This window comes from Pseudomonas sp. Q11, from assembly GCF_024494355.1.
In the GTDB taxonomy this organism is placed as follows: Bacteria; Pseudomonadota; Gammaproteobacteria; order Pseudomonadales; family Pseudomonadaceae; genus Aquipseudomonas; species Aquipseudomonas hefeiensis.
In genome coordinates this window covers 44,586-59,363 of record NZ_JAKNQY010000005.1, presented here as the reverse complement: position 1 = coordinate 59,363, position 14,778 = coordinate 44,586, and the positions used below count along the sequence as shown (strand labels likewise).

Annotated in this window: 12 protein-coding genes and 1 pseudogene; 4 read left to right on the top strand and 9 right to left on the bottom strand. The window is 59.4% G+C overall.

Translation table 11 applies throughout. From position 1 onward, the window contains the following. Window positions 1–91 precede the first annotated feature (91 nt). From sutA to glnK, 4 genes are all read right to left on the bottom strand, one after another. Window positions 92–415: a transcriptional regulator SutA gene (sutA, locus tag MA884_RS07405; RefSeq protein ID WP_256229789.1), complete on the bottom strand. Its 324-nt coding sequence runs from the start codon at window positions 413–415 to the stop codon at window positions 92–94. A 101-nt stretch (window positions 416–516) separates the two neighbouring features. Then, a complete protein-coding gene (locus MA884_RS07400) occupies window positions 517–942 on the bottom strand; it encodes a secondary thiamine-phosphate synthase enzyme YjbQ (RefSeq protein ID WP_092395986.1) in 426 nt (141 codons plus the stop codon). 212 nt (window positions 943–1,154) lie between these two features. Continuing rightward, window positions 1,155–2,480, bottom strand: coding sequence for an ammonium transporter (locus MA884_RS07395; RefSeq protein WP_256229788.1), 1,326 nt, complete (start codon window positions 2,478–2,480; stop codon window positions 1,155–1,157). A 33-nt stretch (window positions 2,481–2,513) separates the two neighbouring features. Then, the gene (glnK, locus tag MA884_RS07390) at window positions 2,514–2,852 is read right to left on the bottom strand and encodes a P-II family nitrogen regulator (protein ID WP_002555808.1); all 339 of its coding nucleotides are present in this window, start codon (window positions 2,850–2,852) and stop codon (window positions 2,514–2,516) included. A 412-nt stretch (window positions 2,853–3,264) separates the two neighbouring features. Here glnK and MA884_RS07385 point away from each other — a divergent pair, with 412 nt between their 5' ends. The 3 genes from MA884_RS07385 to MA884_RS07375 all read left to right on the top strand — a co-directional run bounded on the left by MA884_RS07385 (window position 3,265) and on the right by MA884_RS07375 (window position 6,537). Further along, window positions 3,265–3,525: an accessory factor UbiK family protein gene (locus MA884_RS07385; protein WP_058543112.1), complete on the top strand. Its 261-nt coding sequence runs from the start codon at window positions 3,265–3,267 to the stop codon at window positions 3,523–3,525. A gap of 365 nt (window positions 3,526–3,890) precedes the next feature. Beyond that, entirely contained in the window at window positions 3,891–4,763 is an 873-nt protein-coding gene (locus tag MA884_RS07380) for a TylF/MycF/NovP-related O-methyltransferase (protein ID WP_256229787.1), read from the top strand. A gap of 280 nt (window positions 4,764–5,043) precedes the next feature. Next, window positions 5,044–6,537, top strand: a complete 1,494-nt coding sequence (locus MA884_RS07375) for a YifB family Mg chelatase-like AAA ATPase (protein ID WP_256229786.1) — start codon at window positions 5,044–5,046, stop codon at window positions 6,535–6,537. 6 nt (window positions 6,538–6,543) lie between these two features. On the opposite strand, the gene MA884_RS07370 is transcribed toward MA884_RS07375, so the two are convergent. The 4 genes and pseudogenes from MA884_RS07370 to MA884_RS07360 form a co-directional block, all read right to left on the bottom strand. Further along, window positions 6,544–7,758, bottom strand: a complete 1,215-nt coding sequence (locus tag MA884_RS07370; protein WP_256229785.1) for an aldose 1-epimerase family protein — start codon at window positions 7,756–7,758, stop codon at window positions 6,544–6,546. A gap of 512 nt (window positions 7,759–8,270) precedes the next feature. Next, a complete protein-coding gene (locus tag MA884_RS27990) occupies window positions 8,271–8,993 on the bottom strand; it encodes a methyl-accepting chemotaxis protein (RefSeq protein ID WP_371134748.1) in 723 nt (240 codons plus the stop codon). Window positions 8,994–9,173: 180 nt separating this feature from the next. Beyond that, window positions 9,174–10,088, bottom strand: a pseudogene (locus tag MA884_RS27985) (Cache 3/Cache 2 fusion domain-containing protein); the annotation flags it as partial. A 347-nt stretch (window positions 10,089–10,435) separates the two neighbouring features. Further along, window positions 10,436–11,356, bottom strand: coding sequence for a LysR substrate-binding domain-containing protein (locus MA884_RS07360; protein WP_256229783.1), 921 nt, complete (start codon window positions 11,354–11,356; stop codon window positions 10,436–10,438). A 158-nt stretch (window positions 11,357–11,514) separates the two neighbouring features. Between MA884_RS07360 and MA884_RS07355 the strand changes: the two genes are divergently transcribed. Beyond that, entirely contained in the window at window positions 11,515–12,909 is a 1,395-nt protein-coding gene (locus MA884_RS07355; protein WP_256230012.1) for a NorM family multidrug efflux MATE transporter, read from the top strand. Between the two features lie 47 nt (window positions 12,910–12,956). Here MA884_RS07355 and MA884_RS07350 read toward each other — a convergent pair whose 3' ends face one another. After that, window positions 12,957–14,627, bottom strand: a complete 1,671-nt coding sequence (locus tag MA884_RS07350) for a bifunctional diguanylate cyclase/phosphodiesterase (protein ID WP_256229782.1) — start codon at window positions 14,625–14,627, stop codon at window positions 12,957–12,959. Window positions 14,628–14,778 lie beyond the last annotated feature (151 nt).

Genomic DNA, 14,778 nt, shown 5'->3' with positions numbered 1-14,778 from the left:
ACAAGGGGTGTGCCTGGCTTGGAAATAGAATCACGCCCATGAAAAAGCCCGCAGCGACGGCGGGCTTTTTCAGCAAGCAAGAAGCAGATGCTCAGATCGGGCGGCTGCCGTACTTGTTGTCCGGTTTCTTGGGCGGATCCGCAACAACGTTGGCCTCCACTTCCTGCACCTTTCCGCCCCTGGCCAGGAACTCTTCCATGGCCTTGGCGAGTGCATCACGCTCCTTGTTCTTGGCCTCTACGCTCGGCAACTCGTCGACCGATACCGCCGCCTTGGCCTTGCCTTTGGCGGCTGGCGCCGGTACATCGGCCCCGTCATCGTCAGCAACGTCTTCAGCCGCCGCTTCCAGGCCTTCTTCGGCCTCGTCTTCGTCACCTACTTCGAGGTCGTCGTTTTCCAGATCATCGTCGCTCATGTTCTACCTCATGACTTGCGAAAAGCAGATTAGTTATAGCCCAGCTTCGCCGTCTGTCGAAGGCTGCCAGAAAAAATTCAACATCCGCCGGCAATCAGCGGTTACGCCCCATCACCGTACAAAGTGGCGAGGACTTTACGAGCACCGCCATGATCACGGTGCTCGCCCAGATAAACACCTTGCCAGGTACCCAATGCCAACCGTCCCGCCGTAACCGGCAAACTAAGCTGACACCCCAGCACGCTGGCCTTGAAGTGCGCCGGGAGGTCGTCCAAGCCTTCGTCGTTGTGTTCATAATCGGCGGTTCCTTGTGGGATCAGCCGATTGAAAAATCGTTCGAAGTCTCGACGCACCGCCGGATCGGCGTTCTCGTTGATGGTCAACGAGGCCGAGGTATGCTGCAGCCACAGATGCAACAGACCGACACGACATGCCCGGAGTTCAGGCAGGCCGGCGAGCAACTCGTCCGTTACCAGATGAAAGCCCCGGGGCCTTGCCCGCAGGGTTATCAGCGTCTGTTGCCACATACAGATCTCCGCACGTTCGGCGCGCATTCTAGCGCGCTCTGGGAAAAAACAAAGGGCCTAATACCCCTGCTTTGGTGTAAGCCGATGACAGTAGAAAAACCCATGTCGCGTACATAACAAAAGACGTCGGAAAAACCGGCACATCCTGTGAGCAATGACAAACTCCAGACAAAAAAATGCCCGGCGAACCGGGCATTTTTTATTGCGTGTGCTTAGAGATTGTAGCCACGTTCGTTGTGCTGGGCCAGGTCCAGGCCGACCGCTTCTTCTTCCTCGGAGACACGCAGACCCATGACGGCGTCCAGAACCTTGAGGATGATGAAGGTGACGATCGCGGTGTAGATCACCGTAAAGCCTACACCCTTGAGCTGAATCCACACTTGCGCGCCGATATCGGTCACGGTGCCGAAGCCACCCAGGGCCGGCGCTGCGAACACACCGGTCAGGATCGCGCCCAGGATACCGCCGATACCATGCACGCCAAAGGCGTCCAGAGAGTCGTCATAGCCCATTTTGCGCTTGAGGGTAGTGGCGCAGAAGAAGCACACCACGCCCGCCGCCAGACCGATCACCAGGGCGCCCATCGGGCCCACGGTGCCGGCAGCCGGAGTAATTGCAACCAGACCCGCCACTACACCCGAGGCAATGCCCAGTGCGCTTGGCTTGCCGTGGGTGATCCACTCGGCGAACATCCAGCCCAACGCCGCAGCGGCGGTTGCAATCTGCGTGACCAGCATTGCCATGCCGGCGGTGCCGTTGGCCGCGATCGCGGAACCTGCGTTGAAGCCGAACCAGCCAACCCACAGCATGGCCGCGCCCATCAGGGTGTAACCCAGGTTATGCGGCGCCATCGGGGTAGTCGGGAAGCCTTTGCGCTTACCCAGTACCAGGCACGCCACCAGGCCTGCGATACCGGCGTTGATATGCACCACGGTGCCGCCAGCGAAGTCCAGCACGCCCCAGTCCCACATCAGGCCGCCGTCACCGGACCAGACCATGTGGGCAATCGGTGCATACACCAGGGTGAACCACACGGCCATGAAGATCAGCATCGCGGAGAACTTCATCCGCTCGGCAAACGCACCGACGATCAGGGCCGGGGTGATGATGGCGAACGTCATCTGGAAGGTAATGAACACCGCTTCAGGGAACAGGCCAGTCAGGCTATCGGGCGTGAGGCCCGCCAGGAATGCCTTGTTCAGACCGCCGACGAACGAATTGAAGTTGACGACGCCCTGCTCCATGCCCGTGGTGTCGAACGCAATGCTGTAGCCGTAAATGACCCACAGAATGCTGATCAGCCCGGTAATGGCAAAGCATTGCATCATCACGGAAAGAATGTTTTTCGACCGAACCATACCGCCGTAGAACAGCGCCAGGCCGGGAATGGTCATGAACAGTACAAGAATTGTGGCAGTGAGCATCCAGGCGGTGTCGCCGGAGTTCAGGACTGGGGCTGCCGCTTCTTCTGCCATGGCCAGGCCAGGCGTTACGAAGGACAACAGGGCTCCTAGCCCTGCGAATTTACGCAGAGTCATATTGTTTTCTCCTGGGGCGTTGGGTTTGGCGGCTTAGATTGCGTCGGTATCGGTTTCGCCGGTACGGATGCGAATAGCCTGTTCCAGATTGACCACGAAGATCTTGCCGTCACCAATCTTGCCGGTGTTGGCGGCTTTGGTGATCGCCTCGATAACCCGGTCCAGATCCTTGTCGTCAATAGCGACATCGATCTTCACCTTGGGCAGGAAATCAACCACATATTCCGCGCCGCGATACAGCTCGGTGTGACCTTTCTGCCGACCGAAGCCTTTGACCTCAGTAACGGTAATGCCCTGCACGCCGATTTCAGACAGCGACTCGCGCACGTCGTCCAACTTGAACGGCTTGATGATGGCAGTGACTAGCTTCATGAAACTTTCTCCCGAATTGGTGGACTTGCCCCAGGAAAACAAACCCGACTCAAGTCTAAGCGCAGTGCCTGGCTTTGTAACGCATCGTCGGCCCAAGTTGCCCGACCGGTGCCAGCTAACCACTCTGACGAAGCTCCCCGCTCCGCCGGCTGCACTGCATTCGTCACAGCGACTGCATCAGTGCATGGGTCATCAGCCACTAAGCAGAAACCTTGCCATCTGTGCCCAAACCTTCTGATTTCAGCCTCTTACCCACTGTGCCGGCTTATGCCGCCGCCCGAACCGGAGCAATACGCACAACAACAGTGCGACGACGCCCGGTCCCGTGCGCGAAAAGCGTGCACTCCTTGCTCGCCAATTGAATATAGACGCTGCGTGATACACTGCCCTCATCGTTATCAGGACACCTGCCATGCTTGCGCCCAAAGACCTCCTCGACGCCCTGAGTGGCCACGCCTCCCGCCTCTTGAGCGGCGATACACCCCTGCCCAAAAGCGAAATCGAAAGCCAGTTCAAGGCGCTTTTGCAAAGCGGGTTCAGCAAGCTGGATCTGGTGAGCCGGGAAGAATTCGACAGTCAGATGGTCGTACTGGCCCGGACCCGGGCGCGGTTGGAGAGTCTGGAGGCGAAGGTGGCGGAGTTGGAGGCGAAGGTAAATCCACCTACCGAATAACACCTCCGGTAGGAGCTGCCGAAGGCCGCGATTTTCTGTCTCGCCCCATTGCCCCCCCTATTGCCTCACAAAGTTGGCGTTCCAGTGTACAAGGCCGTGCGTATTCTAATGGTGCCGGGGAGGCCCCATCACCCGTTCAAATGATCACGCTCGGCAGGCGAAACCAAATGCTTTCTAGTAGCCCATCGCCATTGCATTTTTACACCGCCGTGCTATACAACGCTGGTTAACGTGCTGTTTGCTGTTGAACATAGGTTTACGAACATGCTTAAACCACATGAGGACACCGGCTAGTGGGCTAATGCTAGTCAACCCTATAAGTCTGGTAGTACCTGGAACGTCAAAAAAGTAACCACGGAGATTCAATGACTCTACCTGACGATTTTTCCCCTGATAAGTATTTAGAGTTACACCCAGATGTACTTAAGGCAGGATTAGATCCCGCACTGCATTACTTGAAATTCGGCATACCGGAAGGACGAGCTTACAAGGGTGCCGCACGTTATGTTGAAAAAAAATACAATCCATTACACCCAAAAATTGATGAAACCTATCATCACGACGGTTTGGCCTCCAGACACAACCATGACTTCATGATTGATCCCGCTTTCAGGGCCGCCTATGGTCGCGGCGTAGCTGCCACGGGCATGGATTACAAATGGTTCTGGAGAGTTCATGTTGGGCTTTGGGCCGCGAGATCTGCTGCGAAACTCACGGGTGACTTCGTGGAGTGCGGTGTCAATCGTGGATTTTTAAGTTCCGCAATTATGCATGACTTGGACTGGAACAAGACCAACCGAGTCTTTTATCTCTTAGACACTTTTGCTGGCCTCGATGAGCGTTATCTATCAGATGAAGAACGGGAGGGCGGTGTGTCTGAGCGTAACCGCAGAGAGATAACCTCCGGTTTCTATACAACCAATCTCGAGTCAGTGAAACAAAATTTTGCAGAGTGGCCAAGAGCAACCATTATTCAGGGCAGCATTCCGGACACGCTCCCCCAAATTGATTCGACCCAAATTGCATTCCTGCACATTGACTTGAACTGCACAATACCTGAAGTGGCGGCCATTGATTACTTGTGGGATCGCCTGGTACCTAATGCGTTTGTTTTGTTGGATGATTACGCCTACTTTGGCTATCAGCCGCAAAAAGAAGGCATGGATCAATGGGCAGAAAAAATGAATTTGTCGATTTTGAGTTTACCTACCGGTCAAGGTCTGTTGATCAAGCCTTGAGCTCGTATGAGGGAGATACGTCCAAGCATATGAGTAACAAAACTCTCGGTATCTATTGAGCATTCAGGTAGCGGCGGTCCGAGAGGCTGCCCTCCCTTATACCTTCCCCCGGCAACGTTTCCACGCCAGGGTTAGGGTGGGGACAATTTCTTCTACGCATCATTAATTTGTAACATCCGGTCCATATTTGACGGCTACATCCTCACGCCAACTCGCCATATCGCTACTACCCTTCCCAAACCGCAGGACGCGGTTTTTGCCCCCACCAAAGGAACTATCCATGTCTCTGGCCATTGTCCATAGCCGCGCCCAAGTAGGTGTGGAAGCGCCCGCCGTTACCGTCGAAGTCCATCTGGCCAATGGCTTGCCGTCGCTGACGATGGTCGGTTTGCCTGAAGCGGCAGTGAAGGAAAGCAAGGACAGGGTACGCAGCGCGATCATCAACTCGGGCCTGAATTTCCCGGCGCGGCGCATCACCCTGAACCTGGCGCCGGCGGATCTGCCCAAGGACGGCGGGCGGTTCGACCTGGCGATTGCCCTGGGGATCCTGGCGGCCAGCGTGCAGGTGCCGACCCTGATGCTGGACGATGTGGAATGCCTCGGCGAGTTGGCGTTGTCCGGCGCGGTACGTCCGGTGCGCGGTGTGTTGCCTGCGGCGCTGGCGGCGCGCAACGCCGGGCGTACGCTGCTGGTGCCGCGAGCGAATGCCGAGGAAGCCTGCCTGGCGTCAGGGCTGAAGGTGATCGCCGTGGATCATTTGCTCGAAGCGGTGGCGCACTTCAATGGCCATACCCCGGTGGTGCCTTACGTTTCCAACGGGCTGCTCTCGGCGAGCAAGCCCTATCCTGACCTGAATGAAGTACAAGGCCAGGTCGGGGCCAAGCGCGCGTTACTAATTGCTGCTGCGGGGGCTCACAACCTGTTGTTCAGCGGGCCACCGGGCACCGGCAAAACCTTGCTCGCGAGTCGTTTACCGGGGTTGTTGCCACCACTGGCTGAATGCGAGGCCCTGGAGGTCGCCGCGATTCAGTCGGTCGCCAGTTGCGTACCGTTGAGCCATTGGCCGCAGCGCCCGTTTCGCCAGCCGCATCACTCGGCGTCCGGCCCGGCGCTGGTGGGTGGCGGATCAAAACCGCAACCTGGGGAAATCACCCTCGCCCACCATGGCGTGTTGTTTCTCGATGAATTGCCCGAGTTCGACCGCAAGGTCCTGGAAGTCTTGAGGGAGCCCCTGGAGTCCGGCCACATCGTGGTTTCGCGCGCTCGTGACCGGGTGCGCTTTCCGGCGCGCTTCCAGTTGGTGGCGGCGATGAATCCCTGCCCCTGTGGATATCTTGGCGAGGCCAGCGGCCGATGCTCGTGTACGCCAGACATGGTGCAGCGCTACCGCAATAAACTCTCAGGCCCTTTACTGGACCGCATCGACCTGCACCTGACCGTCGCCCGGGAAGCCACGGCGTTGAGTCCCAAGGGCAAACCCGGTGACAATACAGCTACCGTAGCCGAGCAGGTGGCCGAGGCCCGCGAACGCCAGCAAAAGCGCCAGGGTTGTGCCAACGCGTTCCTGGATCTGCCGGGTTTGCGTCGGCATTGCAAGTTATCCACAACCGATGAAACCTGGCTGGAAACTGCCTGCGAACGGCTGACCCTGTCGCTGCGAGCTGCCCACCGCCTGCTCAAGGTCGCCCGTACGCTGGCGGACCTTGAGCGGGTGGATCAAATCAGCCGGGAGCACTTGGCCGAAGCATTGCAATACCGGCCCGCCACACCCTGATGGGCATCATGGCTTGCTCAGGTCCACCAGCGGCGTATTTCGTACCTCGGTTTCCTGGGCACCCTGGATTTCATCGATACGTTTGAGGGCTTTATCCACGGCGCCTTTATCCGCCAACAGGCTGTAGTGGATCTGGAACTGCTTCTGCTCTTTTGGCGCGATGGTGGGCACCAGGCCCAATGACCGTTGATACCGGCGGTTATAGGAAAAACTGGTGCCCGGCTCCAGCCCGGTCACGTATCCCTGACCTTGGGTATCGGTGTTTTTCCACAGGGAGAACACGGGAAGCGTCCCGGTGTTGAAGCCCACTGATACACCGAGGCTACCGGCCTTGTTGTGCAGCACGGTAAGTGTGTCGCCCTTGGCATCGGCATAAGGCACGACGTTGTAGACGGTTTCGTCGTAGTCCTTGGTTGGCGCCCGGTAGGTTTGCCAATCCGGCAGATCGCCTTTGGCCTTATCGTTGAACGGCGAGACCTGCTTGACCGGTGCCGCGAAGCGAGCCCCCTGCTCCAGGAACGGTGTACTGAAATTGCTGTGGTAGAGCGCCTGGTATTCCTTCGGATAGTCGCCGTTGTTGGTCAGGGTGTCCTTGAGTGCAAAGGTCACGCTGCCGGGCTCGGTCAACAGTTCGGTTTGTACCGAGAAATCGACTTTCTTGAAGGCTTGCTCCTTCAACTCGCCCCGCAGAGTAATCGCATAGGGCGGTTTTTCATCGATGTGCAGAGTCACTTTGTTGGCTGGGATGTTGGCGGCGCGGCCATGCAGGGTCAGCAGTTCGCCGTTGTCCATGCCCGGATGGCCGACCCATTCATAGCCACAGCGGGTCACCAGTTCGTTGAAGCCTTCGAGCCAGCCCAGCCCGCCGCGGCCGTTGAGTTCGATGAAAGACGGATTGACCACTTCCTTGACCGGCGAATCCCAGCCCATACGCACAGTCCCGACCGAAGCTTGCAGCACGTTCATGCCCCGCGTCGGGACGACCGAGAGCTTCATGGTGCCGTTGTCGATATCGACGATGCTGACGCCTTCCTGTCGACCACCATGCAGAGTGCGCATCGTCACGGAAAAGGGCTTGTCGGTTTTCACGCCTAGCTGCTGGCTGGTGATTTTCCAGGGTTGAGCGGCTTTATCGGTGTCGAGCAGGACGTAATCCCAGGCCATGGCATGGGACGTAGCGCTCAGGGCGCTGAGGGCAATGACAAGTTTGAGCGGAGTCATAGGAGCAGCCTTTTCTTGGAGTTGTGCGGTTTTTATAGACTTGAAGAAACGTTTCAGCAAGCTTAAAAACAGCGATAACCTTGAAAAAGGCAATGCTTGAACAAATTGCTTTTGCGCGGGGGGGGACGGGCTTGCTTTGTAATATCGCTAGGTCTGTTGCTCGGACGCTGGCTGCAAGGCCGCTATCGCGAGCAGGCTCGCTCCCACACTGATCGAGGATGGCCGCAAAATGTTTGTCCGCCGCCAAGCCCCTGTGGGAGCCCGCCCGCGATAGCGGTGGGTCAGTTGCGCTGATGTTGGCTATGCCGCCGCCTTCGCGAGCAGGCTCGCTCCCACACTGATCGAGGATGGCCGCAAAATGTTTGTCCGCCGCCAAGCCCCTATGAGAGCGAGCCTGCTCGCGATAGCGGTCGGTCAGTTGCGCTGATGCCAGCTATGCCGCCGCCTTCGCGAACAAGCCCACTCCCCTAGGGATCTTGGTGAACTTGCTCGCGATGGGTCTGCAGGACGCCTCAGCGGAACCGGTCAACCTCTTTGCGCAGGTCCTGCGCCAGCTTTTCCAGTTCCTTGGCGGTGATCGCCAGGTTAGAGACCACTTCGCGCTGTTCGCTGTTGGCCATGGCGATGCTTTGCAGGTTGCTGCTGAGCAGGGTCGCGGTGCTGCTCTGCTCCTGGGTGGCGGTGGTGATCGCCGCGAATTGCTGACCGGCCGAACGGCTTTGCTCGTCGATGCGCGCCAGGGCCGAGGCCACGTTGGCATTGCGCGACAAGCCTTCTTGCATCAACAAGTTGCCTTTTTCCATCGTGCTGATGGCGTTACCGGTTTCCTGCTGGATGCTGTTGATCATGCCGGAGATTTCGTCAGTCGCCTCACGGGTACGAGACGCCAGGCTACGGACTTCGTCAGCCACCACGGCAAAACCCCGGCCCTGCTCGCCCGCACGGGCGGCTTCGATGGCAGCGTTGAGCGCCAGCAGGTTGGTCTGCTCGGCGATCGAAGTGATGACACCGACGATGCCGCCGATTTCCTGGGACCGCTGGCCCAAAGTGTTGATGACCGTAGCGGTGCTGTTCAGGGCGCCAGCAATTTGCTCCAGCGACGAGGACGCTTCATCCATCGACGTACGACCGATGCGGGTTTGCTGGGCATTATCCTGGGCCAGACGCTCGGTGTTGCCCATGTTATCGGCGATGTTCAACGAGGTAGCGCTGAATTCTTCCACTGCGCCGGCCATGCTGGTGATTTCGCCGGACTGCTGCTCCATCCCTTCATACGCCCCGCTGGACAATCCGGACAGGGCCTGCGCGCGGCTGTTGACCTCTTGAGAGGCCTTGCGGATATGCTCGACCATGGTCGACAGGGCCTGGCTCATCTGGTTGAAGGCACGGGCCAGTTGACCGATTTCGTCGTGGCTCGACACGTCCAGACGCACGCTCAGGTCGCCGGCGCCCAGCGCCTCGGCCTGGCGCACCAGATCGCCCAGCGGTGCCAACTTGCTACGCAGCAACCACACCGCCGAGCCAACGGCCAGCAACATCGCCAGCAAGCTGCCGATAGCCAGTTGCGTACCGACACTCCAGGTCACGGCGCGAATCTCGGCTTTCGGCATGCTCGCCACCACCGCCCACGGACCGTCCTCGAACGGCACGGCGACGCTGTAGAAGTCTTCGGCGGTATCGCTCCAGAACGCACCTTTGCCCGGCTTCTTGACCAGTTCCTTGATGGTCGCAGTCGCCTTCTCCAGCGCCTGCACACCCGCTGGCGGAACCAACCACTTGTTTTGCTCATCCAGCACGGCCAGCGAACCGGTCTGACCGATACGGAAGCGCTTGAGGTTCTCGAACTGGGCGTTCTGTGCGTCGGTGTAATCAAATCCCACATACAACACGGCAATGATCTTACCGCTGCTATCGCGTACGGGTGTGTACTGCGACATGTAGAAGCGCCCGAAAAGCAGGGCCCGACCAATGTAGCTCTGCCCACTCATCACCGGGGCATAAGCCGGGCCGGCACGGTCGAGCAAGGTACCGATCGCCCGCGTACCGTCCTGCTTGGTTAATGAAGTGCTCACGCGAATGAAATCATCGCCGCTGCGCACAAACACCGTCGCCACCCCGGCGGTCGTCTGCTTGAAGTCATCAACTTCCTTGAAGTTGTTGTTCAGCACTTCGCTGCCCAGTCTCAGGCTTGGAGCCTGCACGCCTGCTACCGCGACCGGCTGGTCCGGGTGCACGCTCAGGCCCACGCTGAAGCGCTTATCGAATAGCCCGCTCAATCGCTGCGTGCTTTCACGCAAGGTGCCATGGAAGGTATTGAGCTGGTCGGCCATCAGGCGCGCTTCGCTTGCCAGGTGTTCTTCACGGGTCGCGAGGTTGGCGGAGTCCAGCGAGCGCAAGGCAAAGACGGTGCTGCCGGAGATCACAATCGCCAGTATCACGGCAAGGGCGAGGCCCAGCTGTGAGGCGATTCGGGCACGAGGTTGAGACATGACGGCTCCTGGCCAAGTGACCGGATCATCCTGATCACGTCGCACACTCGGCAATTTTATTCGGGTGATGTGTAGGCAGTCCCTTTCTAATACGAAAGTACTACCTCCACACATTCGGCGGCGAAACCGAATACTTGAGCGGTTTGGAAGGAATAATGCCGAGTGGCTAGCACGGGCGCTTCAACGATTCAGCCAAGACGTTTTACGTCGGGCAATTGCATGGCCTTGACTTCACCCTGGAGAAAATCGCTCAAACGGCGCAAACGTTCGCCCCCTGGCCGGGTTTTCGGCCAGACGAGGTAATAGTGCTCGCCGCTGGCGACGGCGGTAGGCCATGGCAGGCTCAAGCGCCCCTGGGCCACGTCCTCGGCCACCATCAACAGATCTCCCATGGACACGCCGTAGCCGCGCGCTGCCGCGATCATGCCCAGCTCCAGCGTATCGAACACCTGCCCGCCCTTGAGCGAGACCTGATCGGACAAGCCCATGCGCAAAAGCCAGTTGCGCCAGTCACGACGGTCCGGCGTGGGATGCAGCAGTTCTGCGCTGGCCAACCGCGCCACATCCCAGGGCTGGTCGTTCAGCAGGTTCGGCGCGCCTACCGGGATCAGTTCCTCGGGAAACAGCAAACTGGCCTCCCAGTCGGTAGGAAAATGTCCGTTTCCCAGTAATACCGCGCAATCGAAAGGTTCGGTGTTGAAGTCCACCGAGTCGACATCCATCCAGGCACTGGTCAGTTGCACCTCATTGCCGGGTTGCAGATGCCGGAAGCGACTCAGGCGCGCCAACAGCCAACGCATGGTCAGTGTGGACGGCGCCTTCATGCGCAGGATGCCATCTTCGCCATGCAAGGTATGACAAGCCCGTTCCAGCGCCATGAACCCCTCACGCACGCCCGGCAGCAGCAACCGCGCCGCTTCGGTCAGTTGCAAGTTGCGGCCACTGCGCTGGAACAGCCGACAGGCAAAGTGCTCTTCGAGTGTACGAATATGCCGGCTGACGGCACTTTGAGTAATCGACAGTTCTTCGGCCGCCCGGGTGAACGAGCTGTATCGCGCCGCCGCTTCGAATGCCCGCAACGCATAAAGAGGAGGGAGACGACGAGACATCGGGAAAGCTCCTATGGCGATATTCACGCACCCTATCAGAAAGCTCTCAGCATGAGTTTTAATCATGCCAGTGATCGCTTTTATCCTTTTGTGCAAACCGCTGAGAGCGCCGAGAATCGCCGTTTTACAGCCTTGTTTGAACATGGAGTGTGATGATCATGCAGCATCCGGTGCGAATCGAACTGTGGGCTATCCTGCGGCTGGCAGGGCCGTTGATTGCCTCGCAGTTGGCGCACATGCTGATGGTCCTGACCGACACCCTGATGATGGCGCGCCTGAGCCCCGAAGCATTGGCCGGCGGCGGGCTCGGCGCAGCGACCTATTCGTTCGTCTCGATTTTCTGCATCGGTGTGATCGCCGCGGTGGGCACGCTGGTGGCGATTCGTCAGGGCGCCGGTGATGTCGAAGGCGCCACCCGACTGACTCAGGCCGGGTTGTGGCTGGCCTGGTTGATGGCGTTGGTGGCCGGGCTTCTGTTGTGGAACCTCAAGCCGGTCCTGTTGCTGTTCGGCCAGACCGAAACCAACGTCCTCGCTGCCGGCCAGTTCCTGCTGGTGCTGCCATTCGCACTGCCCGGCTATCTGAGTTTCATGGCCCTGCGCGGCTTCACCAGCGCCATCGGCCGGGCCACGCCAGTGATGGTGATCAGTCTCGGCGGCACGGTGGCCAACTTCCTGCTCAATTACGCACTGATCACTGGCATGTTCGGTCTGCCAAAACTGGGCCTGATGGGAATCGGCCTGGTCACGGCCATCGTCGCCAACTGCATGGCCCTGGCGCTGGCCTGGCATATTCACCGGCATCAAGCCTACCGCGCGTATCCGTTGCTCAAGGGTCTGTCGCGGCCCAATCGTCAGTACCTCAAGGAACTGTGGCGCCTGGGTTTGCCAATTGGCGGCACTTACGCGGTGGAAGTCGGTCTGTTCGCGTTCGCCGCGCTGTGCATCGGCACCATGGGCAGCACGCCATTGGCGGCGCATCAGATCGCGCTGCAGATTGTCTCGGTGGCATTCATGGTCCCGGCGGGGATGTCGTATGCGATCACCATGCGCATCGGCCAGCACTACGGCGCCGGACAACTGCTGATGGCGCGGTTGGCCGGTCGGGTCGGAATTGGCTTCGGCGCTGCGGTAATGCTGGCGTTCGCCATGGTGTTCTGGCTGTTGCCAAACCCATTGATTGGCTTGTTCCTGGACCACGACGACCCGGCGTTTCGCGGGGTGATCGAGCTGGCGGTGAGCCTGTTGGCGGTAGCGGCGTGGTTCGAACTGTTCGACGGCGCGCAAACCATTGCCATGGGCTGCATACGCGGGCTCAAGGACGCCAAGACCACCTTCCTGGTGGGCCTGGGTTGTTATTGGCTGATTGGCGCACCAGCGGCATGGTGGATGGCCTTTCACCTGAATTGGGGGCCGACCGGCGTCTGGTGGGGCCTGGCCCTGGGGCTGGCCTGCGCGGCGGTGAGCCTGACGCTGGCATTTGAGTGGAAGATGAAGCGGATGATCCGCAGTGAACCTGGGCTCCGGCGTTTCGAAAGCATCCAGGCTGAATGAGATTCCCTATGTGGGAGCGGGCTTGCTCGCTCCCACAAGGGGTTGTGTTAGACCACGAGGACCCGCGTCGACTGGCTGCCGTCAAACGTCAGGTATTCAACCAACTCAGGCAACGGCAACGGCTTGCTGATCAAAAAACCCTGCACCTGATCGCAACCGTAACTTCGCAGCAAATCCAGTTGCTCCCGGGTTTCCACACCTTCGGCGACTACTTCCAGGTTGAGGTTGTGGGCCAGGTTGATCATCGCGTGGACCAACTTGCGATTCTCTTCGCGCTGTTCCATGCCACCGACAAAGCTCTTGTCGATCTTGAGCAAGGCGATGGGCAGGCTGTTGAGGTGCACGAACGAGGAGAAGCCGGTGCCGAAGTCATCCAGGGAAAAGCGCACGCCCAGGCGACCCAGGGCATCCATGGTCTGTTTGACCAGTTCGCTGCGGCGCATGACGGCGGTTTCGGTCAGTTCGAATTCCAGCCATTGAGCCTCGACACCCCGCTCGGCGATCAAACGGCTCAGGGTCGGCAACAACTGGCTGTCCTGAAACTGCCGGAACGACAGGTTGACCGCCATGTGCAACGGCGCCAATCCCCGCTCGCGCAGCGATTGCATGTCCCGTAGCGCCCGGGAAATCACCCAATAGCCCAGCGGCACGATCAGGCCGCTTTGTTCGGCCAGCGGCACGAACTCGCTGGGGGGTAACAGCCCGCGTTCGCTATGACGCCAGCGCACCAGGGCTTCGAGGCCGACGATGGTGCCGCCATCCAGGCTCAGCCGGGGTTGGTAATGCAACTCCAGTTCGTCGCGACGCAGCGCCCGGCGCAACTCGCTCTCCAGGTCAGCGAGGCTGCGGGCATTGCGATTGATGCGTTCGTTGAAGATGTGAAAGGTGCAGCCCTGCGTGCTCTTGGCCTGCTGCATGGCGATATGGGCGTGCCACATCAGCGGGTCCGCGCCGGCCTGGGCACGAGCATGGGCGATCCCCAGGCTGCAACCGATCAGCAGGCTTTCACCGTCTACCCAATAGGGTTCGGCCATGGCTTCGGTGATGCGCTCGGCCATCCATTCAGCCCGCTGAGGCGCCCGGCGGGTGTCGATCAGCAGCGCGAATTCGTCGCTGCCCAAGCGCGCCAGTTGATCGCCGGCCTCAAGCGAACCTTTGAGCCTCGACACTACTTGCAGGATCAAACGGTCACCGGCCTGGTGGCCAAGGGAGTCGTTGGCGTGGCGGAAGTTATCCAGATCCAGATGACCGAGCACCAGGCCACGGCCTTCGTTTTCAGCCAGGCGCGCCGTCAGCAGCGTCTGGAAACCCTGGCGATTGGCGATGCCGGTCAGTGGATCCTGTTCGGCGAGACGCTGCAGCGTGTTTTCCAGCACGCCACGCTCGCGCACATGGCGCAGGCAACGGCGCAGAGTGGCACCATCGAGTACATCACGTACCAGCCAATCGCTGACGCCATCAGGCGGGATCGTAGGCTCGTGCTCGAGCAACAGGACAGTCGGCAAACGGCAACGACCGGGTGCCGGTTGCAGCGCCGCAACAGTCAGCAGTACCGCGTTGTGGGTGTCTTCGAACAGGCTGCTGACCGACTCCCAGCTCGGGGCACTGATCAACACGACCGACGGCCCCATGGGGGTCAGGCACTCGCGCAAAATCGCTGACCATACCGGCTCTTCGGCCAATAGCAGCAAACGCAAGGGTTCGACAGACGTTGACAAGCTGACTCCCTAGACTCTGCAAGGTAATAGGCGCGGGGCATTATGACCTGCTGACCGCCAATGACCAATGCCAATGGTTCTCAAACACTTGCTTTAGACGGCTTTTTTTACGCTCAAAGTCGAACGTTAGACGCAAATTCGCCCCACATCC

Coding starts and splice junctions, on each gene's coding strand:
- MA884_RS07380 (WP_256229787.1), top strand. CDS start 3,891: ATGACTCTACCTGACGATTTTTCCCCTGATAAGTATTTAGAGTTACAC.
- MA884_RS07370 (WP_256229785.1), bottom strand. CDS start 7,758: ATGACTCCGCTCAAACTTGTCATTGCCCTCAGCGCCCTGAGCGCTACG.
- MA884_RS07375 (WP_256229786.1), top strand. CDS start 5,044: ATGTCTCTGGCCATTGTCCATAGCCGCGCCCAAGTAGGTGTGGAAGCG.
- MA884_RS07360 (WP_256229783.1), bottom strand. CDS start 11,356: ATGTCTCGTCGTCTCCCTCCTCTTTATGCGTTGCGGGCATTCGAAGCG.
- MA884_RS07355 (WP_256230012.1), top strand. CDS start 11,515: ATGCAGCATCCGGTGCGAATCGAACTGTGGGCTATCCTGCGGCTGGCA.
- MA884_RS07385 (WP_058543112.1), top strand. CDS start 3,265: ATGCTTGCGCCCAAAGACCTCCTCGACGCCCTGAGTGGCCACGCCTCC.
- glnK (WP_002555808.1), bottom strand. CDS start 2,852: ATGAAGCTAGTCACTGCCATCATCAAGCCGTTCAAGTTGGACGACGTG.
- sutA (WP_256229789.1), bottom strand. CDS start 415: ATGAGCGACGATGATCTGGAAAACGACGACCTCGAAGTAGGTGACGAA.
- MA884_RS07400 (WP_092395986.1), bottom strand. CDS start 942: ATGTGGCAACAGACGCTGATAACCCTGCGGGCAAGGCCCCGGGGCTTT.
- MA884_RS27990 (WP_371134748.1), bottom strand. CDS start 8,993: ATGGCCGGCGCAGTGGAAGAATTCAGCGCTACCTCGTTGAACATCGCC.
- MA884_RS07395 (WP_256229788.1), bottom strand. CDS start 2,480: ATGACTCTGCGTAAATTCGCAGGGCTAGGAGCCCTGTTGTCCTTCGTA.